Source organism: Pseudonocardia xinjiangensis, from assembly GCF_050948425.1.
Classification (GTDB): Bacteria; Actinomycetota; Actinomycetes; order Mycobacteriales; family Pseudonocardiaceae; genus Pseudonocardia; species Pseudonocardia xinjiangensis.
The window spans coordinates 233,004-253,731 of sequence record NZ_CP192009.1 but is presented as its reverse complement, the minus strand read 5'-3'; the positions used below and the strand labels follow the sequence as shown (position 1 = coordinate 253,731).

The window sequence follows — 20,728 nt, the reverse complement described above, 5'->3', positions numbered from 1 at the left end:
TGGCCCCTTGCGTCACTCTCCGCACGTTCGCGAGACCGCTGCGGACGCCGTGCGCCAGGATGGCCGGGTGGTCACCTCCCTACGTGAGCTAGGCATGGCGCTGCGCTCCGGCGAGCTCTCCCCCGTCGAGCACGTCACCGAGATCCTCGACCGGCTCGCCGCCGACACGCACAACGCCGTGATCAGCCTCGACGCGGAGGCGGCGCTGGCACAGGCCGCCGCGCTCACCGCCGAGCTCGCCCGCGGCGAGTGGCGGGGGCCGTTGCACGGTGTGGCGGTGGGGGTGAAGGACCTGTTCGACGTGGCCGGGCTGCCCACCAGGGCCGGTTCCAACGTGCTCGCCGACGCACCGCCTGCGAAGGCCGACGCCGCGGTCGTCGCACGGCTGCGGGAAGCCGGTGCCGTCGTGGTGGCGAAGCTGCACACCCACGAGTTCGCCTACGGCCCCACCGGGGACATCGCCGCCACCGGTCCCGCGCTCAACCCGCACGACCCCACGCGCATCACCGGCGGCTCGTCCTCGGGCTCCGCGGCGGCCATCGCGGCGGGACACCTCCCGCTCGCGCTGGGCACCGACACCGGGGCGAGCGTGCGGACACCGGCCGCGCTGTGCGGGGTGGTGGGACTGAAGCCGGCGTTCGGCGCGCTGTCCATCGACGGGGTGTTCCCGCTGTCGGAGACGTGTGACCACGTCGGCGTGCTCGCAGCCGACGTGCACGCCGCGTCGGTGGCCTGGGATGTGCTCAGCAGGCCGGACGGCACCGGCGGTGGGATCCAGTCTCCCGGCGTCGCCGGCGTGCGGGTGGGAGTGCTCGTCGACGACTACTGGCGGGCCCTCGACCCGGCACTGGACGCCGCGGTGGCCACCGCGGCCGAGACGCTGCGGGCCCGCGGCGCGTCCGTCGTCGAGGTGAGCACGCCGATGATCGACGAGCTCGCCGCCACCTACCCGGTGATCGTCGGGGCCGAGGCCTACGCCACCCACGCGGCGTGGCTCGCCGAGCGACCGCAGGACTACCAGGACGCCACGCGGGAGCGGCTCCTGCCGTGGGCCGCGCAGCCCGCCAAGGAGTACGTCGACGCGCTGCGTGCCAGGCGGCGCCTCGCGGCCGTGATGCGGGCCGCCGTCGGTGATCTCGACGTTCTCCTGCTGCCCACCACCCGGCTGCGCGCCACCCCCGTCGGTGCGGAGGAGGTGGAGGTCGCCGGCACGACCGTGGCGGTGCGGCCGCAGCTTCTCGCGCTCACGCTGCCGTTCAACCTGACGGGCTGGCCTGCCGTGTCGGTGCCCGGGGAGGTCGCCGACGGCGGCCTGCCGGCGGGGGTGCAGGTCGTCGGTGTCCGGTTCGAGGAGCGCGGCGTGCTGCGCGTGGCGTCGGCACTCACCAGAGAGTGACGGACGGCCCCGCCTGATCACCCGATCATCCCGGCACCGTTCCCGGCCACCGCACTAGTCTCGGAGCGGTGACGGAGCGGGCGGTGTGCGTGATCGGCACCGGGTTGATCGGTGGCTCGTTGATGCGGACCGCCGGGAAGGCCGGGCGCACGGTCTGGGGGACGAGCGACTCGCCCGACACGGCGGAGGAGGCCCGAGCCGACGGTTTCGACGTCACCACCGACACCGACGCCGCGCTGCGCAGGGCCGCCGAGGACGACGCGCTCGTGGTGCTGGCCGTGCCGTTGCCGGCACTCCCCGGGGTGCTGCGCCGCGTCGACGCGGTCGCGCCCACCTGCCGGCTGACCGACACGGTGAGCGTCAAGGTCGCCGTGGCCGACCACGTGGCGCGCTACGCGCCACGCGCCCGCTTCGTCGGCGGGCACCCGATGGCCGGCACCGCGGAGTCCGGCTGGGCGGCGGGGCAGGCCGGGCTGTTCACCGGCGCGGCCTGGGTGGTGGCCGCCGACGACGGGCTCGACCTCGACGTGTGGGCCGACGTCGCCGAGCTGGCCTGGGCATGCGGCGCCCGGGTGGTGCCGGCGGCAGCCGACGAGCACGACCTGGCCGTCGCCAGGGTGTCGCACCTGCCGCACCTGCTGGCCGCCGTGCTGGCCGCCGTGGGCGCCGCAGGCGAGGACGACCTGCCGCTGGCGCTCGCCGCGTCCTCGTTCGCCGACGGCACGCGGGTGGCAGGCACCCGTCCGGAACTGGTGCTCGCGATGTGCGAGGGCAACCGGGACGCGCTGCTCGGCGCCGTGGACGACGCGCTGGGCCGGCTCGGCGCGATGCGGGGCGCGCTCGCGTCCACCGGAGGCCTGGCGGCCACCGTGAACGCCGGGTACGCCGGACGGCAGCGCTGGGCGGCCGCCCGTGACCCGGAGGCCGTCCGGGTAGGGCGCTCCCGGCTCGCTCTCCCGGCGCTGCGGGAGATCGGCCGCCGCGGTGACGCGGTGGTGGGCTGGACCGGGTGAGCCGCGGGGTGCGACTCAGCCCGCCGCGGGCGTGACGCCGGGCAGGAGCCGCGTGGCGATGCCGGGGTAGGTGACCACGATGCCGTCGGCGTCCACCACCAGTTCCGCGACGAAGTCCTCGCTGCGGAACTCCACCACGGCGTGGCCGGTGGCGTCGTCCAGCGCCGACACCGTGCGGTAGGTCTGCTCGACCACCCGCACCCCGAGATCCGGCAGCGACACGAACACCATCGGCATCGTCTGCTCGGCGGCCTCGCGGTGCAGGTTGAGACGGCGGATCGGGAGCGTGTTGAACATCGCGCTGTACTCGAGGTCGACGTCGACCGCGCCGGCGAAGTCGGTGCGGGTGTTTCCGCCGCCCGAACCGGTGTCGAGGAGCCAGACCCCGTCGTCGGTGCGGTTGATCGTCAGGTGGCGTTCCCGTTCCGCGGTGGCCGCGGTGACCGAGAGCCGCACGATCTCGCCGCCCTCGCCGACGATCAGCCGGTAGGACGCGGTGAAGTCGTTGCCGGGCTCGGCCCGGACCATCCGGCCCAGCGCACGGTAGCCGTGGGACTGGAGCAGCAGGCGCGCACCTTCGAGCCCGTGGCCTCCGTCGGCCTGCCAGGTGAGCATCGTCGTCATCGGCACCACCGTAGACGAGCGAGGACGGCGATCGGCGAGCGTGACACTGCGCACCTCGCCGGAGTGGTGGGAGGCAGGTGAACTGGCGCAGGCACGGGGGCGCCCCCTTCTCGAGCATCCGACGGGGCACATCCTGCACCGCACCGCGGAGATCGGCCAGTCCCGAGAGCGATCACGCCTCCTGCCGCACGTGATCGGGATCGAGATCGTCCCGCACCCCGCGGAACACCGGTTGCCGCAGGCGCCCGCCCTCGGTCCAGCCGGTGTGGGCCACCTCCACCACCGTCTGCGGCTCACACCAGTGCGCGCCCGCGCCGTCGGGCCGGGGCAGCCGCTCGGCGAACGGCGGCTGCTCGGCCTCGACGAGGCGGTCCCGCAGCACACGCTGGGTCGTCTCCCCGGCCAGTCCCGACCCGACCCGGCCCGCGAACCGAAGCCCGGCAGCGTCGGGGACACCGAGCAGGAGCGACCCGATCCGGCCGGGACCTGCGCGCTCCGGGCGCCATCCCCCGACGACACACACCTGCGTCTGCCGGTGGGTCACCTTCGTCCAGCCCGGGCCCCGGCGCCCCGGCCGGTAGACGCCGTCGCGCCGCTTCGCCACCACGCCCTCCATCCCCCGCTCACGCGTGGCCTCGAACAGAGCGTGGCCGTCGGCATACGTCGGCGACAGCGAGAGCGCCGGCACGGAGGCGAGGTCGAGACGTTCGAGGGTGGCCCGGCGTTCCTCGAACGGGCGGTCCAGCAGCGGGACGCCGTAGAGGCGCAGCACGTCGAACACCATGTAGGTCACCGGCCGCGCCGCCACCGTCCGCGGCAGGGCGGGGCCGTGGAGACGCTCGAGCAGCGCCGGGAAGCTCGGGACGCCGCCCTCGAGCAGCACGACCTCCCCGTCGAGCAGGACGTCGGGCGCGAGCCGGGTGAGTTCGGCGAGCTCCGGGAAGCTCGCCGTGACGTCACGCTCGGTGCGGCTCGCGAGCCGGACCCGCCCGTCGGCCACGTCGGCGAGCAGCCGCATGCCGTCCCACTTCACCTCGAACACCCATTCCGGGCCGTCCGGAAGGGCTCCAGGGGTGGCGAGCATGGGCTGCACGCCGTCATGCTGGCACTCGGGAGAGATTCACACATATTGCCGACTCGGTTGCCGGCGAAGGGAACAGGGGCCTGCATGCGCGCGATGTGGAGCGGCGCCGTCTCGTTCGGTCTGGTCAGCGTGCCGGTCAAGGCGTACTCGGCCACGACCAACCACGACGTCCGGTTCCACCAGGTGCACGCGGCCGACGGTGGACGGATCAAGTACAAGCGCACGTGCTCGATCGACGGCGAGGAGGTCGAGTACGCCGACATCGTCAAGGGCTACGAGACCGACGACGGCGAGCTGATCACCCTCAGCGAGGAGGATCTCGACTCGCTGCCCACGGCCACCGGGCACGAGATCGACGTCATCGAGTTCGTCCCCGCCGACCAGATCGACCCGCTGCTGTTCGAGAAGAGCTACTACCTCGAGCCCGACGCCAAGGCGGCGAAGCCCTACGCGCTGCTGCGCGAGGCGCTGGTGCAGACCGACCGGATGGCGGTGGTCAAGGTCGCGCTGCGGCAGCGCGAGAGCATGGCGCTGCTGCGGGTGCGCGACAAGGCGATCGTGCTCCAGACGATGCTGTGGCCCGACGAGGTGCGCGAGCCCGAGTTCGACATCCTGGACGCCGAGGTCGAGCTGCGGCCCCAGGAGCTGACCATGGCGGCATCGCTGGTGGAGAGCCTGGGCGCCGAGTTCGATCCCGCGCAGTTCCACGACGAGTACCGCGACGCCGTGGTAGAGCTCATCGACCGCAAGCGCACCACCGGCGAGACCCGGCCGGCACCGGTGGCGGCGAAGCGCGACGAGGGCCCGGACAGCATGACCGACCTGTTGAGCGCCCTGCAGGCCAGCGTCGAGGCCGCCCGGGCCGGATCCGGGGGCCGCTCCGCCACCGCCGCGTCCACGAGCGGGTCGGAGAACGACGCGGGCACCAAGAAGAAGGCGCCGGCCCGCAAGCCCGCAGCCAAGCCGGCAGCCAAGAAGAAGACCGAGGAGGACGAGGCCCCCGCACCCCGCAAGCGGGCTCGCAAGCCGGCCTGAGCCGGGGACACGGCGCCCCGGCCCGGCCGCATCGCGCAGGTCAGACGGCGGCCACCGCAGCCCAGAAGTCGTCGAAGCCGTCCAGCGGGCCGGCCATCAGCCGCTGCGTCAGCAGGACACCGACGGTGTCGCGACCCGGGTCGACACGAACGGTGGTGCCCGTCCCGCCGTCCCAGCCCCAGCGACCCGGCGCCATCCACGGCTCAACGGCCTCGACGTCCACGCTCGTGCCGAGGCCCCATGACACTCCGGGACCGAGGATGGGCAGCCCCTGCCGGCGCTGCGCCGCGGTGAGCGCGTCCGCCGTCATCAGTGCCAGTGAGTCGGCCGAGAGCACCGGTGCGCCACCGTCGGCCATCGCACAGTAGAAGCGCAGTACGTCGGACGCCGTGGACAGCAGGCCCCCGGCCAGCTTCTCGAAGCCGGGCGGGGAGGCGAAGGCGCCGCCCGGCGGGTCGAGCACGTCGAGCCCGTTCGGCCCCGGCAGGTAGCACGTGGCGAGGCGGTGGACCTCCGGCGTCCAGAAACTCGTGGACGTCATCCCGAGTGGTCCGGTGATGCGCTCGGCGAGCAGGTCGGAGAGCGGCTTTCCGGCGGCCCGGGCCAGCAGGACGCCGAGTAGGTCGATGCCGCTGTCGTACAGCCAGCCCTCCCCCGGCTGGAACGCGAGGGGCAGCTCGGCGAGCCTCGCCACGAACTCGTCGCCCGTCATCGGGGGCGGGAGCGGGCCGGGGTAGACGCCCCGCTCCCTCATGGCCGCCTGCAGCGGGGTCGTCTCGAGCACCGCACCCCAGCCGCACGTCATGGTCAGCAGGTGCCGGACCGTGATCGGTCGCCGCACCTCGGTGGTGTGGTCGAGCGGGGCGTCGGGCGCTACGAGAACGCGCGGGTTCGCCGCCTCCGGCAGCCACCGCGCGATCGGGTCGTCGAGCGCGAGCACGCCCTCCTGCACAAGACCGAGCGCGAGAGCGCCGCCTATCGGCTTGGTGGCCGAGGCGATGCGGAAGAGCGTGTGCTCGCTCATGGGCTCGCTGTGCGCGCCGACGGCCATGGTGCCGCCCGCCCGGACCTCCACCTGCCCGCGGACGCGCACCGCGCCCACGTAGCCGGGGATCCGGCCGGACGCGACCTGCGCGTCCGGGACCTGCCAGATCCGTTCGAGACTCGCGGCGGCCACCGGTCCGTCACCCGCGTGCTGCGTCATGCATCCTCCTCGAGGTCGTCGAGACCTGGGACCGGCAGGCGGGGCGGAACTCATCGCAACCTCAGGGGCCGAGTGCGTTGGCCGGGGGCCGCTCGTCGTCGGCGATCGCCTGGAAGAGCGCGCCTGCACGCTGGCGGTCCCAGTTCACGACGCCGTCGCGCACCGGAACGGTGGTGGAGACGCCGTCCTTCAGCCCTCGCATCGCCAGGCCGAGGCTCGCGAGGTTCCACACGTGGTCGCCGTCGTCCACGGTGATCGCGCTGGACAGTCCCGTGGCCAGCGGCACCACCCGGAACGGGTTGAGCAGCGTGGTGGGGCTGGTCACCTTGTCGAGCAGCGCGGAGATGAAGGCGCGCTGCCGTTCGACCCGCCCGAAGTCGGACGTGGCGGTGGCGCGGGTGCGGACATAGCCCAGGGCGGTGGCCTGGTCGAGCGTCTGGCAGCCCGCCTTGATGTCCAGAGCGGCCTTGGGGTCCTTGATCGCCTCGGGGACGCAGAGGTCGACGCCACCGACGGCGTCCACCATCGAGACGAGACCGAGGAACCCGATCTCGGCGTAGTGGTCGATGTGCAGGCCGGTGGCCTGCTCGACCGTGCGCACCAGCAGTTCGGGGCCGCCGCCGTCGGCACCGCCGCCGCGCCCGTAGGCGGAGTTGATCTTGTGTCGGCCCTTGCCCGGGATGTCGACCATGGAGTCGCGCGGGATGCTGACCAGCGTGGTGGGGCCACTGCCGGTGTGCATGAGCATGATCGTGTCGGTGAGCTCGGACTCCGGGTCGCCGGTGGCGAACTCGGCGCGCTGCTCCGGCGTGAGGTTGGACCGGCTGTCCGACCCGACGATCAACCAGTTGGTGCCCTTCGAGGTGGCCGTGCTGTCGGCCGGCAGGGCCGCAACGCGGTTGAGGCTCGTGTCGACGTAGACGCCGAGACCGACCACGAGCAGCAGCAGAACGAGCAGGGCGATGCCGATCCGCCGTCCCCACCGCGGCCGGCGAACCGGACGGGCGCCCACCGGACGCCGCGGCGGCGGAGCGACCGGGGCGGCGGGACCCCGGTACTGGGGAGACCGGTACTGGGGCCGGACCGGATCGGACGGGAGCAGCGCCGTGTCGCGCAGCGGACGCGGCGGACCGGGCGGTGGGCCTGGTGGCGGCCCGGCCTGCTGGGGCCGGGGTCGCTGCGGCTGCCCCCAGCCGGGGCCACCACCGCGCCGCGGCGGCCGCCCCGAAGGGTGTGCCGGCGGCGGCTGGCCGCCCCGTCCTCGGTACTCACCGTTCATGCTGACCCCATCCCCCCGCGGCCCCGCACCGATGAACGGTAACGGCGGTCACGCGGCGCAGTTGTCCTACATCAGAGGACGCACCGGGTCAGTCCCAGGTTGCGTGACCGCCACGACTTCTCGTTCAGCGGGCGTCAGGAGGAGAGCAGCGGCTCCCCCTCGAATACGCCGAGCTCCTCGCTGTAGAACTCGATGCCCACCCCGTTGGGGTCGCGGATGTAGAGGCTGTTGTCGACGCCCCGGTCCGGGCCCAGGTAGGAGATGCCGGCCTCGTCGAGGCGCTTGCGGGTGGCGGCGAACTCCTCCGGCGAGGTGGAGAGCGCGAGGTGCTGGACGGCTCCGATCGTCTCGGAGTAGTCGGGGTGGTCGTGCCCGGGAAAGTCGAAGAAGCCGAGCAGGTTGCGGTTGCCGATGTCGAAGAAGAAGTGGCTCGACCCCTGGTAGTCGCGGTTCTCCACCAGCTCGACCAGCGGGAACCCCAGCAGGTCCTGATAGAACTTGATCGTCTCCTCGACGTCGCGCGCGACCAGCGCGAGGTGGTGCACGCCCCGCACCGTCGTGGTGGGGCGCTCACCGACCGGGCGCAGGTACCTCTCCTTGAGCGCCGCTCGACGAGCGCGCACGGCTTCGAGCTCGGCACCCTCTGGCTGTGGCATGGGTCCTCCTCCTCGTGGACGTACAGTGCTGCGATCAACGTTACTTGCATGCTCAACATTCCGGCCTCGGCCCGCCCAGCCTGGCAGGCCCGCCCCCACCGCGTCAGCTTCCTCCGTAGCCACACCGGACGGCGTGGTTCGCGGCGTTCCGGGTAGTCCCGGGGAACCGGAGGGGGCACGATGACCGACCGCTTCGACGGCTGGATCGCCGGCCTGGGGACGGCAGCCGGGCTGCGCGTCGTCGTCGGGCACTGGCCGCGCTCGCCGCTCGGCGCGTTCACCGACGTCATGGTGGAGCAGCCGGACGGGCACCGCGTCCTGCTCGCACCGTCGCGGGAGGTGGCCGAGTTCGTGGCCGCCACCTACCTGTTCGACGACGTGCGAGTGGGCGGGGTCCACGCCGAGATCGACGGGGTGCGCTGGCGGGTGGACGCCGCGCCGCTGGCGCTGTCGTTCACCGTCGGAGGGCGGCCACCACTAGGGCTCCTGCTCCGCGCGGTACCGCGGACAGTGGCGACGAGCCCGCTGTGGATCAGCGCCGTGGACGTGGTCGCCCGCCGGGTGCTGCCGGGGGTGCGCACCAGGGGCAGCGCGGGAGGCGGGCGCAGGGAGTACTACGCCGCCCTCGACCTGCACGGCCTGACCGCGGCAGCCACGACCTGGAACGGCGCCGACCAGGGCGCGCTCGCCCCGGTGGCGCCGCCCGTGCGGTTCGGGTTCGGGTCGACGCCGCGCACCCCGTCGCTGACGCGCGTGGTGACCCTCGTCGAGGGGGCGTAGGCCCGATGCAGACGTTCCTGCCCTACCCCGACTTCGCCGCGAGCGCCGCCGTGCTCGACGACCTGCGGCTCGGCAAGCAGCGCGTGGAGGCGCTGCAGGTGCTGCGGGCGGTGACCAGGGCGACCTACGGCTGGAAGCGCCACCCCGCCGTGCGGATGTGGGCGGGACACCCCGAGGGCATCGCGGCCTACGGGCTGGTGGTCTGCGCGGAGTGGGTGGCGCGGGGCCGGGCCGACACGTGCGCCGCGACCATCGGGACGGACCTCGCCGAGCACGGACTGCCACCCCCGAGGACCCAGGCCGAGCTCGCCGCGCGGTCGCTCCTGCCGGAATGGGTCGGAGACGAGCGCGTGCACCGCAGCCACCGGTCCGCGCTGGTACGCAAGAACCCCGAGTTCTACGGGCCGCTGTTCCCGGACGCGGAACCGGACTCCGCCTACTTCTGGCCGGTCTGAGGGGCTACATCCGGCGCGGCGCACCCGGCGACAGCGGCCGAGATCGACACCAGAGGGCTTTCCCACGGACGAAACCCCGCTGGTGTCGATCTCGAGGCGGGTCGGGCGCCGCCTATTCCTGGCCGGTCTGAGGGCTACGGCCGGTGCGCCACGTCTGCCAGCTCCCCGGTGGCGGCTCGGCGTGGAGTCGCTCATCGGTGAGCGCGCAGATGATGATGAGCTGGCAGTTCGCCTGCGAACTGACGTCGTCGGAGCCGAAGGGGTCCTCGTCGAGCTGGATTTCCAGAGGTTCGTCGAAGGTCGGGTCATCGACCAACACGGTGATGGGCCACTCGCCATGAGCCTGCACGGACACCGACCTGACGTGCAGGTTCCACCACTCCATGCGCTGAGGTAGTTCTGCCCGGATAGCTGTGACGACCTCGTCCACGTCCAAGTGGTCAACTTCCCATTGGTTCAGGGCTACAGCCAGCGCGGCGCGACCGGGACCGGGACCGGCCTGCCGGTGGGGCCGACCGCATCGACGCCCTCGCCCCCGGTGCGGCCCACCAGCCAGCCCAGCACGGCGGCCGCCTCGCCCCGCACTTCGACGGAGCCGGACCCGGACTCCGGACCGAGCCACCACGTGTGCTCCCGGTCGACCGGCGCCAGGAGCGCGACGGGGCACCCCTCGCGCTCCGACAAGGTGGCCGTGGCGTCGTCCAGCAGGGCGTCGACCACCTCCGGCGGGAGATCGTCGACGCTCGCCCCGACGTCGAGGTCGACCGCGTGCACCCACACCTCGCGCACCCGCATCCAGGGGATCTCGGCCGCGGGCACCGGCACGCCGAGAGCGGTGCGCACCTCGGCGAGCCACGCCTCGTCGTCGAGGGCGGCGAGGGCGGCGTCGAGCTCGTCGGCGGTGGTGATGAGCTCCCGGCGCAGCGTCTCGGCGGACGCCTGCGCCGAGGACTCGATCCGCGCCGCCCGCTCCTCGCGGGAGGCGTACATCGGGGTCTCGACGCCGGTGCGCGCCCAGGTGGCGAGCCGGGTGAGGCCCTCGGCGCTGCGCGCCACGTGGGCGACGACGTGGGCCCGACTCCACCCGGGCAACGCGCTTGGCGCGCGGAGGGCGTCGTCGGGCAACGCGTCGACAGCGCGGTAGAGGAACTCGGTGCCGGCGCCCATCCAGGGCAGGGTGGCACTGACGTCCTGGCGATCCACGGGCTCGCCTCCAGCCGTGCTGCGACTGCCGTCGCAGCGCCTCGTCCTTCTCGTCGGACCGACCACGTGCCGGGTGACGGTAGCGTCCGAACCGGGGTCACCGGTGGATCTCACGCTCCGGTGGTGCGCGCGGTGGTCGGCAGCGCGTCCAGCACCGCATGGCCGATGACCCTCGCCGGATGCCTGCTCCGCACCAGCGTGAGCGCCGCGCGCAGCGCGCTGGCCGCGTCGAGGGTGGCGTCCCGGGCGGCGGCGCTGACCGCGGTGAAGCTGGCGTACCCGTGCACCAGGCCGGGAAAGCGGCGCGCCACCACCGGCACCCCCGCGTGGTGCAGCCGATCGGCCAGCTCCTCGCCCTCGTCACGCAGCGGGTCGAAGCCCGCGGTGGAGAGATAGACCGGTGGCATCCCGGCCAGGTCGTCGGCGCGCAGGATCGCGCCCCGCGTGTCGTCGGACGGCACCCCGTCAGGCAGGTAGAGGCGTTCCAGCTCGGCGATGTACTCCGCGGTGAGGCCGAAGCCGGCGCCGAACATCTCCCGCGAGCGCGTGGAGCGCGCCGCGTCGGTGACGGGGTACAGCGCGAGGACGAACGCCGGGAGCGGGCCACCGGCCAACGCCTGCTGCTGGGCCACGACGAGGGCGAGGTTGGCACCCGCGCTGTCGCCGCCCACCGCGATCAGCTCGGGGTCGGCGCCGAGGTCGGACGCTGCGTCCCGGGCACCGTGGTACGCGGCGATGGCGTCCTCGAGCGCCGCGGGGTACGGGTCCTCCGGAGCGAGGCGGTAGTCGACGGAGAGCACCCGCACCCCGGACTGGGCCGCGAGCAGCCGGCACAGCGGGTCCGTCGAGGCGATGCTGCCCATCACGAACCCGCCGCCGTGGAAGTACACGATCAGCCCCGCCGTCTCGGGCACGGCAGGCGGGACGTAGAGCCGGGCGGCGCGCGGGCCCGCTCCGCCGGGCACCTGCAGGTCCTCGGTGAGGACGTCGTCCAGTGCGGCGTCGGCGACGACCTCGGCCGCCTCGTCGGCCTGGCGGCGTTGCTCGGCCAGCGCGGCCTGGTCGACCGTGCCGCCGGCGGAGCTCGACAGCAGCCGGTCGACGCGCCCCAGCAGTTGCAGGTCCAGGTCCAGGACCTGCCCGTCCAGCCGGACCGGATGGCCCGCGAGCACCCGTTTCACGGGCTGCGGCAGCCCGAACACGATACGTAGACCCCACCGCAGTGCCCGGAGCCTCGCCCTCGAGCCGATCACTTCTGCACCGTACGCCGCATGTGGCCGCCCTTTCACCGTGTCGACGGCCACGGCACCGGCGCCGCTACTTGATGGCTCCGACGCTCAGCCCCTCCTGGATCCGGCGCTGGAACACGACGTACACCGCGAGCACCGGCAGCAGCGCGATCACCAGACCGGCGAACAGGGCGCTCCAGTCGCTGCGGTAGCCCTGGTTCGCCGCCAGCACCGCGAGCCCCTGCGAGAGCACGTAGTGGTCGCTGTCCGGCATCAGCACGAGCGGCAGCAGGTACTGGTTCCACAGCCCGAGGAAGTTGAAGATCCCCACGCTGATCAGGCCCGGGCGGGCGAGCGGCAGCATGATCCGGAAGAACACGCCGGAGTGCGAGCAGCCGTCCAGCATCGCGGCCTCGGCGAGCGCGCTCGGCAACGTCCGGAAGAACCCGGTCATGAAGAAGACCGTGAACGGCAGTGCGTACGCCGTGTAGACCAGGATCAGCCCCTGGTAGGTGCCGAGCATCCCGAGGTTCTGCACCACGAAGAACAGCGGCACGAGGGCCAGGAAGATCGGGAACGTCATCCCGGCGACGAACGCGTAGTAGATGACGCCCCGCCCGGGGAACTCGTAGCGGGCCAGCACGTAGGCCACCATCGACCCGAGCAGCATCACCAGCACCACCGAGACGCTGACGACGATGAGGCTGTTGACGAAGTACGTGCCGATGCTGGCCGTGGTCCAGGCCCGCACGAAGTTGCCGAACTGCCACTGCGCGGGCAGGCTCCACGGGCTGGAGAAGATCTCGCTGTCGGTCTTGAAGGCCGTGAGCACGGCCCAGATCAGCGGGACCGCCACGAGGATCGCCCACACCGCGAGGAAGCCGTGGGTGAACACGTTGAGCGTCCGCTCACCCGGCGATGCCTTGTGGTGGGCGTCGTCGTGGCGGCGCGGCCGGCGCTGCGACCGGTCGGGGGGCGTCGTGGCCGGCGCCGACGTGCCGAGTGTCATCGCCGTACTCCTCAGTACTCGGTCTGCTGGCGGCGGGTGAGCCGCAGGACGGCGACGGCCAGCAGCAGCGTCACCAGGCACAGCGCCACCCCGATGGCCGAGGCGTAGCCGAACCGGCCGTTGATGAAGGCGCTCTCGTACAGGTACTGCGACACCACCGCCGTCGACCCGTCGGGGCCGCCACCCGGCACCGGCAACATCACCTGCAGCAGCGCGAACCCGTCGAGCACCATGATCCCCAGGTAGATGTAGGAGACCTGGACGCTGTCCCAGATCATCGGCAGCGTGATGCTCCAGAACGTGCGCAGCCGCCCGGCTCCGTCGAGCACCGCCGCCTCGAAGACGTCAGGGGGCACCGACTTCATCGCCGAGCTGAACAGCACGTAGTAGAAGCCGACCGCACCCCAGATGAGCACGGCCATCACCGACGGCAGGGCGAGCGCCGGGTCGCCGAGCCACGGCCGCGTGAGCCAGCCCAGGCCGAGCACGCGCAGCAGCCCGTTGAGCAGCCCCGCGTCGGGGTTGAAGAAGAACCCGAAGAGCACCCCGGCGATCACCACCGGGACGACCTGCGGGAAGAAGAACACCACCTGGTAGAAGCGTGATCCCCGCACCCCGCCGCGACCGACCGCGCCCTGGCGTCCCGCCACGGTCGTGACGGCCGCCAGGAACAGGGCGAACACGATCGTCACCAGCGGCACCACCAGGAGCAGCAGCCCGTTGTGCCCCATGGCCCGCCAGAACCGGCCGTCGGTGGCCAGCTCGATGTAGTTGCCGAAGCCGATGAAGTTCTGCTGCCCGGAGAAGCCCCGCCAGTCGGTCATCGAGATGTAGAACGCCTGGGCGTACGGCGACACGACGAACACGATGTAGAGCGCCAGCGGGACCGCCAGGAAGCCGGCGATGAACCGGTATTTTCCGTAACGCATGGTCAGCGGTGGTACTTGGTGATGCTCGAGTCGGCGGCGATCCGGTCGGTCTCCGCCTGCAGCTTCGCGAGGTAGCCCTTGGCGTCGGTGCGGCCGGCGAGCAGGTTCGTCGTCTCGGTGATCAGCAGGGTGCTGTAGGTGGAGTACCAGGTCCGGAACTGCCAGCTGAACACGTTGGGGCCCGCGGCGGCGAGAGCGGCCGTGAGCGACTCCAGCGCCGGCGTCTTCTTGGCCTGCGCCGTGGCGTCCTTCACCGCGGGCACCGACGCGGTGAGCTCGGCGAACTTCATGCCGCCCTCCTTGGAGAGCATCGTCCGCAGGTACTCCATGCCACCGTTGACGTTCTTCGCCTTGGACGGCACCACGAACGCCTCGGCCGGCTGCGTACGCAGGGCCGTGACCGGCATCGCCGAGCTGCTGTCCAGCACCGGAACCGGCGCCGCGGTCATCGCGAAGTCCGGCGGCGCGATGCCCTTCATCTCGTTCTCGATCCACGAGCCGGAGACGTAGAACGCGGCCTTGCCCTGCACCCACGCCGTCTGCGCCTCGGTGTGCTTGAGGCCCTCCGAACCCGGCATGAAGTAGCCCTTGCGGGCCATCTCCTCGAGCCGCTGCGTCGCCGCCAGCACCGTGTCCTGCGTCCAGGCGCCCGACTGCAGGTTGTCGATGTTCTTCACGACGTCGAGGCCACCCTGCTTGATGGCCGCGCCCAGGTTGAGGTCGATCACGTAGTCGCCCGCGTTGACCCCGCCGTAGGCGAACGGGGCGATGCCTGCGGCCTTGATCTTCTCGCAGAGCGCCATCATCTCGTCCCACGTGGTGGGGACCTGCCAGCCGTTCTTCTCGAACAGCGGCTTCGAGTACCAGAGCGCGTAGGTCTCGTAGACGTAGTTGAGGATGACGAACTTGTCGCCGAACGTGCCCTGCTCGATCACACCGGGGAGCAGCGTGTCGCGCACCTTGACGTTCGGGTCGTCCACCGAGGGGGCATCGAGCAGGGGCCCGAGGTCGGTGAGCTGGTTGTCGTTCACGAGCACCGCGTACTCGATCTTCTGGGCGCCCGTGTCGTCCAGGACGTCGGGCGGGTTGCCCGCGACGAACCGCGGCTGCATCTCCTGCGCGATCTGCGTGCTCGCCGAGTGCTTGACCTGCGCCTGCGGGTACCGCTGCTTGTACATCGCCTCGTGCGCGATGGCGTAGTCGTCGCCGTAGCCGCCCTTGAAGATCACGACGTCCAGGGGGGCGTCGGCGGCGACACCCAGCGGGTTGGTGGCGCTGACCTGGCCCTGCGCGGCGGTGGTGGTGCCCCCGCCTCCGGTGGCGCAGGCGGAGAGCAGCCCCGCACCCGGTACCGCGAGCAGGCCCGCGGCCGCCAGCCGCTGCAGGAACTGCCGGCGGTCGATGCCGGTTGGGGGACGAGACGGGGTCATGGCTGTCTCCTTGAGCTGACGATGAGCTGCTGATCACGAGGGGTGGGGAGCGGACAGAACGGGCCGTGCCGATGGGGAGCGGACGGACTGTGGGGTGGGGCGGTCAGGCGGATCGCCGGATGCGACCGGCGTACCGGGCCTCCAGCGCGGAGTTGTGGGCGTCGCCCTCGGGGATGTTGGCCGAGAGGTAGACGGGTGGGACCTCGCCTGCGGCGAGCATGGTGGCGACGACCTCGGCCACCACCATCTGGGCGAGCAGGGCCGCCGTGATCGACGAGATCCCGCCGACGGCGATCTCACCCGTGGTCAGCACGGCGTCCCCGTAGGGCGCGCCGTTGTCGAGCACGACGTCGGCGAGCTCGAACAGCCGCAGCCCCGAGGGATGTCGCGAGATCACCCGCGAGCTGTGCGCCATCGACGTGATCGCGACGAGGCCGTGCCCGCGCTCCTTGACCAGCCGCGCGAGCTCCACGACGGACCCGTTCCCGCCGGAGTTCGACGCCATCACGAAGACGTCGGAGGGGTGCGCGCCCGCCAGTTCGTAGACGCGGTGGGCGACGGCCGGATCCCGTTCGAGGTGGGCGTCGAACAGCACGTCCGGCGGCTCACCACCGAGGATCACCAGGTCGCGCAGGGCGATCATGTTGGTGGGTACGAGGCCGCCGGCGCGTCCGGCGATCTCCATCGCCAGCGCCTGGGAGTGGCCGGTGCCGAACGCCTGCACCACCCCGCCTGCGCATAGCGCGTCGACCAGCAGCGCTGCCGCCGCCGCGACCGCGCCGGCCTGCTCGGTGGACACCCGCTGCACCGCGGCAGCGGCGGCCTCGGCGAAGGCCGCGCCGGAAACCGGAGCCGGCCCGGGGGCGACGCTCGTCGTGTTCGTCTCGGAGGTCATCAGGCTCCTCGGTGCGGATCGGCGGAGCGTGCTGAGCCGCCCCTCGCGCGCGGGTCGTACGGGGTGCGGTGCGCGGCCACGGCGGCGGCGGTGCGGGCGAACGCCTCGGTGGAGCGCTCGTGCGTGCGTTGTGCGACCGCCAGGTAGATCAGGTCCAGCACCAGGAACTGGGAGTGCCGCGCCGACATCGCCCCGGCCCGGAACGCCGTCTCCCGCACCGAGGTGCCGAGCAGGTGGTCGGCGACATCGGCGATCGGTGACGTGGAGAAGTTGGTGATCGCGACGGTGGTGGCGCCGCGCCGACCGGCCTCGGCGAGCATCTCCACGGTCTCGGTGGTGCGGCCGCTGTGCGACAGCGCGACGGCCACGTCGCCGGGGCCCAGCAGCGCGGCGCTGGTGAGCCCGTTGTGCACGTCGGCCCACGTCCAGGTGGCGATGCCGATCCGGTAGAGCCGCAGCTGCTGGTCCTCGAGCACGGCGGCGCTGCCGCCCGTGGCGTAGAAGTCGACCCGCCGCGCGGCCACCACCGCGTCGGCGACCGCATCGACCACCGCGAGGTCGAGTGCCGCCGCGGTCTCGTGCATCGCCTGCACGTCGACGGCCACCAGTGTGCGCAGCACGCGGTCGATCGGGTCGGTGGGCAGTACGTCCGCACCGATGCCGAGCTCCCAGCCGGCCTGGTCGGCGCGCCCGATCTCGGTGGCGATGCCGACCCGCAGCTCCGTGTAGCCCGCCACGCCCAGGGTGCGGCAGAAGCGGGTGACGGTGGCCGGTGAGGTGCCGCTCCGCTCCCCGAGCTCCACGATCGTCGCCCGCGAGGCCCAGGCCGGATCCTCGAGGATCACGTTCCCGACCTGCCGCAGCGCGCCGGCGAGCCCCGGGAGGAGGCTCCGCAGATGCACGAGCAGCTGACCGGTGCCCGCCTCGGCGGGTGAGTCGGATCCAGCCAGCACCACCAGTACAACCTTTCGAGCAGGAGCAAGGTGGTGAAAATTTCCACCGAATGGGGTGAACTGTCAAGACTTCGGTAAGACGTTTCTGTTAATGGAGGGCAACGGGACGGACACGGAGCCCTCCCGGCTCGTGAGCAGCGGCCCTGTCAATGGCAGGCGCCGACGAGCGAGATCGACGCCAGAGGGCTTCCCCACCTGCGAAACCCCGCTGGTGTCGATCTCGCCGCGGTCTCGGCCGTCGCCGATCATCCGTAGACGTCCGATGTCCGTCCCGGAACACCGCTCCGCCCTTGTGCGCCAGGGTGCGTGGCCGTATAAAGATCGGCGATACATCGGATGTCTAGCGGGGGTAGCAGTGCGGCTTCTTTGTTCGGCGGGGCAGGCATGACCGCGCGGATCACCACCGTGCACACCCTCGACGTGCGCTTTCCCACCTCTCGCGAGCTCGACGGCTCCGACGCGATGAACCCCGACCCCGACTACTCCGCCGCCTACGTGGTCGTCAGCACCGACGACCCCGACGGTCACGAGGGCCACGGCTTCGCGTTCACGATCGGCCGGGGCAACGAGGTGCAGACCGCCGCGATCGAGACGATCGGCTCGATGCTCGTCGGACGACCGCTCGACACCACCCTCGACGCGCTCGGGCCGTTGTGGATCGAACTGGTGCACGACTCCCAGCTGCGCTGGCTCGGCCCGGAGAAGGGCGTCATCCACATGGCGATCTCCGCGGTCGTCAACGCGCTGTGGGACCTGCGGGCCAAGCGGGCCGGGCTGCCGCTGTGGCAGCTGCTGGCCGGTCTCACGCCCGAGGAGATCGTCGACCTCGTCGACTTCCGCTACCTGACCGACGCGCTCACCCGCGACGAGGCGCTGGCCATCCTCCGTGCGGCGGAGCCGGGCCGCGCGGAGCGGGAGGCCACGCTGCGGGCGCAGGGCTACCCGGGCTACACCACCACCCCCGGCTGGCTCGGCTACGACGACGAGAAGCTGCGCAGGCTGTGCCGGGAGGCGGTCGCCGACGGCTTCACCCAGATCAAGCTGAAGGTGGGCGCCGACCTCGACGACGACCTGCGGCGGATGCGGATCGCCCGCGAGACGGTTGGCCCCGACATCCGGATCGCGGTGGACGCCAACCAGCGCTGGGACGTCGACGCGGCGATCGACTGGGTCCGGGCGCTGACCGCGTTCGACCCGTGGTGGGTGGAGGAGCCGACCAGCCCCGACGACGTCCTCGGGCTCGCCGCCATCGCCCGCGGTATCGCGCCGGTCAAGGTGGCCACCGGGGAGCACGTGGCCAACCGCGTGGTGTTCAAGCAGCTCCTGCAGACCGGGGCGCTGTCCTACCTGCAGATCGACGCGGCCCGGGTCGGCGGCGTCAACGAGAACGTGGCGATCCTGCTGCTGGCCGCGAAGTTCGGGGTGCCCGTCTGCCCGCACGCCGGCGGGGTCGGCCTGTGCGAGCTGGTGCAGCATCTGTCCATGTTCGACTTCATCGCAGTGTCCGGATCGATGGACGACCGGGTGATCGAGTACGTCGATCACCTGCACGAGCACTTCGTCGCCCCGGTGGTGGTGCGGGACGGCCGGTACCTCGTCCCCACCGCGCCGGGCGCCGGCGCCGAGATGCGGCCGCAGACGCTGGCCGCGTACCGGTTCCCCGATGGCGCCGTCTGGGCCGGCGAGCCGCAGCGGAGCGCGCTGTGAGCGCCCCCGGGGGTGAGTTCGCGGGGCTGGCCGCGGTGGTCACCGGCGGCGGCTCCGGCATCGGGCTGGCCACGGCGCGGCTCCTGGCTGAGCGCGGGGCCAAGGTGGCCTGCCTGGACCTCGACCCGTCCGGCGTCGAGGAGCCGCTGCTCGGCCTGACCGCGGACGTCACCGACCAGGACTCGGTGGATGCCGCCGTCGCCGCAGCCGTCGAGCGCCTCGGCGGCCTGGACGTGCTCGTGAACAACGCCGGCATCGGCGCGCAGGGCACCGTCGAGACCAACTCCCTCGACGAGTGGCACCGCGTCCTCGACGTCAACGTGCTCGGCATCGTCCGGCTCAGCCGGGCCGCGCTGCCGCACCTGCGCCGGTCCTCGAACGCGGCGATCGTCAACACCTGCTCCATCGCGGCCACCGCCGGGCTGCCGCAGCGGGCGCTCTACAGCGCGAGCAAGGGCGCGGTGCAGTCGCTCACGCTCGCGATGGCGGCCGACCACGTCGCCGACGGCATCCGCGTCAACTGCGTGAACCCGGGCACCGCCGACACGCCGTGGGTCGGCAGGCTGCTCGACGCGGCCGACGACCCCGCCGCGGAACGCGCCGCGCTGGAGGCCCGCCAGCCGATGGGCCGGCTGGTGTCGGCGCAGGAGGTGGCCGCGGCCATCGCCTACCTGGCCAGCCCGGTGGCGGCCGCCACCACCGGCACCGCGCTCTTCGTGGACGGCGGCATGCAAGGCCTGCGGCTGCGGCCGCGCAAGGACTGACCCGAGCCCGTCAAGCCGAGGAGATCAACGATGATTTCGGTCCCTGCGCGACGCGCCGTGGGCGCGCTGGCCGCGACCACCTTCCTGCTCGCGGTGGGCGCGTGCAGCCGCGACACACCCGGTGCCGCACCCCCCGCGAGCGGGGGTGCGTCGGCGTCGATCGGCGTCGACCTGCCGCGCGCGGACTCCGACTTCTGGACGGCCTACGCCCGCTACGTCCCGGAGAAGGCCGGGGAGCTCGGTGTCACCGTCACCGGGCCGACCAACTCGCAGAACGACGTGCAGAAGGTGATCGGCAACATCGACAGCCTGGTCACCCAGGGTGCGGGCGCGCTCGTCATCGCCCCGCAGGACACCGGCGCGATCGGGTCCAAGCTCGACGAGCTGGCCGGCCGGGGCATCCCGGTGGTCAGCATCGACACCCGCCCCGACAGCGGCAAGATCTACATGGTCGTGCGCGCGGACAACCGGGCGTACGGGCAGAAGGCCTGCGAGTTCCTCGGCGAGAAGCTCGGTGGCGCCGGCAAGGTCGTCGAGTTCCAGGGCGCGCTGTCGTCGATCAACGGGCGCGACCGCTCCGAGGCGTTCAAGGAATGCATGACGTCGAAGTTCCCCGGCATCACCGTGTTCGAGGAGCCCACCGACTGGGAGGGCACCAAGGCCCAGGCGGCGCTGGAGACCCGGCTGTCCACCGACCCCGACATCAAGGGCATCTACATGCAGGCGGGCGGGGTCTTCCTGGACCCGACGCTGCAGGTGCTCAAGCAGCGCAACCTGCTCGTGCCGCCGGGCGACCCGAAGCACATCACGATCATCTCCAACGACGGGATCCCGCAGGAGTTCGACGCGATCCGGGCCGGTGAGATCGACGCGACCGTGTCCCAGCCCGCCGACCTCTACGCGCAGTACGGCCTGTACTGGGCGAAGCAGGCGCTGGCCGGCGTGACCCCGACACCGGGCCCGACCGACCACGGCAGCACCGTGATCGAGCTGCCCAACGGCTTCGAGGACCAGCTGCCTGCACCGCTGGTCACGAAGGACAACGTGGACGACAAGAGTCTCTGGGGCAACGCGGCGGCCTGA

Annotated in this window: 21 protein-coding genes; 8 read left to right on the top strand and 13 right to left on the bottom strand. The window is 72.3% G+C overall.

The genetic code is table 11. The features are described from left to right. Positions 1–67: 67 nt before the first annotated feature. Together ACQPZA_RS01200 and ACQPZA_RS01195 are read left to right on the top strand one after the other, a co-directional pair. Entirely contained in the window at positions 68–1,396 is a 1,329-nt protein-coding gene (locus tag ACQPZA_RS01200) for an amidase (RefSeq protein WP_433277604.1), read from the top strand. A gap of 68 nt (positions 1,397–1,464) precedes the next feature. After that, positions 1,465–2,409, top strand: coding sequence for a prephenate dehydrogenase (locus ACQPZA_RS01195; protein WP_433277602.1), 945 nt, complete (start codon positions 1,465–1,467; stop codon positions 2,407–2,409). Between the two features lie 15 nt (positions 2,410–2,424). Here ACQPZA_RS01195 and ACQPZA_RS01190 read toward each other — a convergent pair whose 3' ends face one another. Then, positions 2,425–3,033 (bottom strand): putative glycolipid-binding domain-containing protein, encoded by a 609-nt coding sequence (locus ACQPZA_RS01190; protein WP_433277600.1) that lies wholly within the window; start codon positions 3,031–3,033, stop codon positions 2,425–2,427. 172 nt (positions 3,034–3,205) lie between these two features. Continuing rightward, positions 3,206–4,117, bottom strand: a complete 912-nt coding sequence (gene ligD / locus ACQPZA_RS01185; RefSeq protein WP_433283160.1) for a non-homologous end-joining DNA ligase — start codon at positions 4,115–4,117, stop codon at positions 3,206–3,208. Between the two features lie 84 nt (positions 4,118–4,201). On the opposite strand from ligD, the gene ACQPZA_RS01180 reads away from it, so the two are divergent. Continuing rightward, positions 4,202–5,152 (top strand): Ku protein, encoded by a 951-nt coding sequence (locus tag ACQPZA_RS01180; protein ID WP_433277598.1) that lies wholly within the window; start codon positions 4,202–4,204, stop codon positions 5,150–5,152. A gap of 40 nt (positions 5,153–5,192) precedes the next feature. On the opposite strand, the gene ACQPZA_RS01175 is transcribed toward ACQPZA_RS01180, so the two are convergent. From ACQPZA_RS01175 to ACQPZA_RS01165, 3 genes are all read right to left on the bottom strand, one after another. Next, the gene (locus ACQPZA_RS01175) at positions 5,193–6,356 is read right to left on the bottom strand and encodes a serine hydrolase domain-containing protein (protein WP_433277597.1); all 1,164 of its coding nucleotides are present in this window, start codon (positions 6,354–6,356) and stop codon (positions 5,193–5,195) included. Positions 6,357–6,417: 61 nt separating this feature from the next. After that, entirely contained in the window at positions 6,418–7,368 is a 951-nt protein-coding gene (locus ACQPZA_RS01170; protein ID WP_433277595.1) for an LCP family protein, read from the bottom strand. Positions 7,369–7,769: 401 nt separating this feature from the next. After that, positions 7,770–8,291 (bottom strand): VOC family protein, encoded by a 522-nt coding sequence (locus ACQPZA_RS01165; RefSeq protein ID WP_433277593.1) that lies wholly within the window; start codon positions 8,289–8,291, stop codon positions 7,770–7,772. 180 nt (positions 8,292–8,471) lie between these two features. Here ACQPZA_RS01165 and ACQPZA_RS01160 point away from each other — a divergent pair, with 180 nt between their 5' ends. Continuing rightward, positions 8,472–9,071, top strand: a complete 600-nt coding sequence (locus tag ACQPZA_RS01160; protein ID WP_433277591.1) for a hypothetical protein — start codon at positions 8,472–8,474, stop codon at positions 9,069–9,071. Between the two features lie 5 nt (positions 9,072–9,076). Then, positions 9,077–9,526: an MSMEG_6728 family protein gene (locus ACQPZA_RS01155; protein WP_169394618.1), complete on the top strand. Its 450-nt coding sequence runs from the start codon at positions 9,077–9,079 to the stop codon at positions 9,524–9,526. 112 nt (positions 9,527–9,638) lie between these two features. On the opposite strand, the gene ACQPZA_RS01150 is transcribed toward ACQPZA_RS01155, so the two are convergent. The 8 genes from ACQPZA_RS01150 to ACQPZA_RS01115 form a co-directional block, all read right to left on the bottom strand. Next, the gene (locus ACQPZA_RS01150) at positions 9,639–9,956 is read right to left on the bottom strand and encodes a hypothetical protein (protein ID WP_433277590.1); all 318 of its coding nucleotides are present in this window, start codon (positions 9,954–9,956) and stop codon (positions 9,639–9,641) included. 32 nt (positions 9,957–9,988) lie between these two features. Then, the gene (locus tag ACQPZA_RS01145; protein WP_433277589.1) at positions 9,989–10,729 is read right to left on the bottom strand and encodes a maleylpyruvate isomerase family mycothiol-dependent enzyme; all 741 of its coding nucleotides are present in this window, start codon (positions 10,727–10,729) and stop codon (positions 9,989–9,991) included. A 110-nt stretch (positions 10,730–10,839) separates the two neighbouring features. Beyond that, positions 10,840–11,982: an alpha/beta hydrolase gene (locus tag ACQPZA_RS01140; protein WP_433277587.1), complete on the bottom strand. Its 1,143-nt coding sequence runs from the start codon at positions 11,980–11,982 to the stop codon at positions 10,840–10,842. A 64-nt stretch (positions 11,983–12,046) separates the two neighbouring features. After that, the gene (locus ACQPZA_RS01135; protein WP_433277585.1) at positions 12,047–12,967 is read right to left on the bottom strand and encodes a carbohydrate ABC transporter permease; all 921 of its coding nucleotides are present in this window, start codon (positions 12,965–12,967) and stop codon (positions 12,047–12,049) included. Between the two features lie 11 nt (positions 12,968–12,978). After that, positions 12,979–13,896, bottom strand: a complete 918-nt coding sequence (locus ACQPZA_RS01130) for a carbohydrate ABC transporter permease (RefSeq protein ID WP_169394614.1) — start codon at positions 13,894–13,896, stop codon at positions 12,979–12,981. 2 nt (positions 13,897–13,898) lie between these two features. Then, positions 13,899–15,326: an N-acetylglucosamine/diacetylchitobiose ABC transporter substrate-binding protein gene (gene ngcE / locus ACQPZA_RS01125; RefSeq protein WP_169394613.1), complete on the bottom strand. Its 1,428-nt coding sequence runs from the start codon at positions 15,324–15,326 to the stop codon at positions 13,899–13,901. Between the two features lie 103 nt (positions 15,327–15,429). Beyond that, on the bottom strand, positions 15,430–16,221 hold the full coding sequence (locus ACQPZA_RS01120; RefSeq protein ID WP_433277582.1) for a sugar isomerase domain-containing protein: 792 nt from the start codon (positions 16,219–16,221) through the stop codon (positions 15,430–15,432). Then, positions 16,221–17,177, bottom strand: a complete 957-nt coding sequence (locus ACQPZA_RS01115; protein ID WP_211173828.1) for a MurR/RpiR family transcriptional regulator — start codon at positions 17,175–17,177, stop codon at positions 16,221–16,223. The genes ACQPZA_RS01120 and ACQPZA_RS01115 overlap by 1 nt, the downstream gene beginning before the upstream one ends. A 381-nt stretch (positions 17,178–17,558) precedes the next feature. Between ACQPZA_RS01115 and ACQPZA_RS01110 the strand changes: the two genes are divergently transcribed. Genes ACQPZA_RS01110 through ACQPZA_RS01100 form a run of 3 tightly spaced genes read left to right on the top strand, consistent with a single transcriptional unit; the run spans position 17,559 to position 20,728 of the window. Then, positions 17,559–18,881, top strand: coding sequence for an L-fuconate dehydratase (locus tag ACQPZA_RS01110; RefSeq protein ID WP_433277579.1), 1,323 nt, complete (start codon positions 17,559–17,561; stop codon positions 18,879–18,881). After that, complete coding sequence (locus ACQPZA_RS01105; protein WP_312858953.1) at positions 18,878–19,645, top strand: SDR family NAD(P)-dependent oxidoreductase; 768 nt, start codon at positions 18,878–18,880, stop codon at positions 19,643–19,645. Before ACQPZA_RS01110 ends, ACQPZA_RS01105 begins: the two co-directional genes overlap by 4 nt. Positions 19,646–19,675: 30 nt before the next feature. Then, positions 19,676–20,728 carry a sugar ABC transporter substrate-binding protein gene (locus tag ACQPZA_RS01100; RefSeq protein WP_433277577.1) on the top strand — a complete coding sequence of 351 codons (1,053 nt, stop codon included), beginning with the start codon at positions 19,676–19,678 and terminating at the stop codon, positions 20,726–20,728.

Bases quoted from the DNA above. Each gene is read 5' to 3' on its own strand.
- ACQPZA_RS01190 (WP_433277600.1), bottom strand. From the start codon at position 3,033: ATGACGACGATGCTCACCTGGCAGGCCGACGGAGGCCACGGGCTCGAA.
- ligD (WP_433283160.1), bottom strand. From the start codon at position 4,117: ATGCTCGCCACCCCTGGAGCCCTTCCGGACGGCCCGGAATGGGTGTTC.
- ACQPZA_RS01180 (WP_433277598.1), top strand. From the start codon at position 4,202: ATGCGCGCGATGTGGAGCGGCGCCGTCTCGTTCGGTCTGGTCAGCGTG.
- ACQPZA_RS01175 (WP_433277597.1), bottom strand. From the start codon at position 6,356: ATGACGCAGCACGCGGGTGACGGACCGGTGGCCGCCGCGAGTCTCGAA.
- ACQPZA_RS01165 (WP_433277593.1), bottom strand. From the start codon at position 8,291: ATGCCACAGCCAGAGGGTGCCGAGCTCGAAGCCGTGCGCGCTCGTCGA.
- ACQPZA_RS01160 (WP_433277591.1), top strand. From the start codon at position 8,472: ATGACCGACCGCTTCGACGGCTGGATCGCCGGCCTGGGGACGGCAGCC.
- ACQPZA_RS01155 (WP_169394618.1), top strand. From the start codon at position 9,077: ATGCAGACGTTCCTGCCCTACCCCGACTTCGCCGCGAGCGCCGCCGTG.
- ACQPZA_RS01135 (WP_433277585.1), bottom strand. From the start codon at position 12,967: ATGACACTCGGCACGTCGGCGCCGGCCACGACGCCCCCCGACCGGTCG.
- ACQPZA_RS01130 (WP_169394614.1), bottom strand. From the start codon at position 13,896: ATGCGTTACGGAAAATACCGGTTCATCGCCGGCTTCCTGGCGGTCCCG.
- ngcE (WP_169394613.1), bottom strand. From the start codon at position 15,326: ATGACCCCGTCTCGTCCCCCAACCGGCATCGACCGCCGGCAGTTCCTG.
- ACQPZA_RS01120 (WP_433277582.1), bottom strand. From the start codon at position 16,221: ATGACCTCCGAGACGAACACGACGAGCGTCGCCCCCGGGCCGGCTCCG.
- ACQPZA_RS01110 (WP_433277579.1), top strand. From the start codon at position 17,559: ATGACCGCGCGGATCACCACCGTGCACACCCTCGACGTGCGCTTTCCC.
- ACQPZA_RS01100 (WP_433277577.1), top strand. From the start codon at position 19,676: ATGATTTCGGTCCCTGCGCGACGCGCCGTGGGCGCGCTGGCCGCGACC.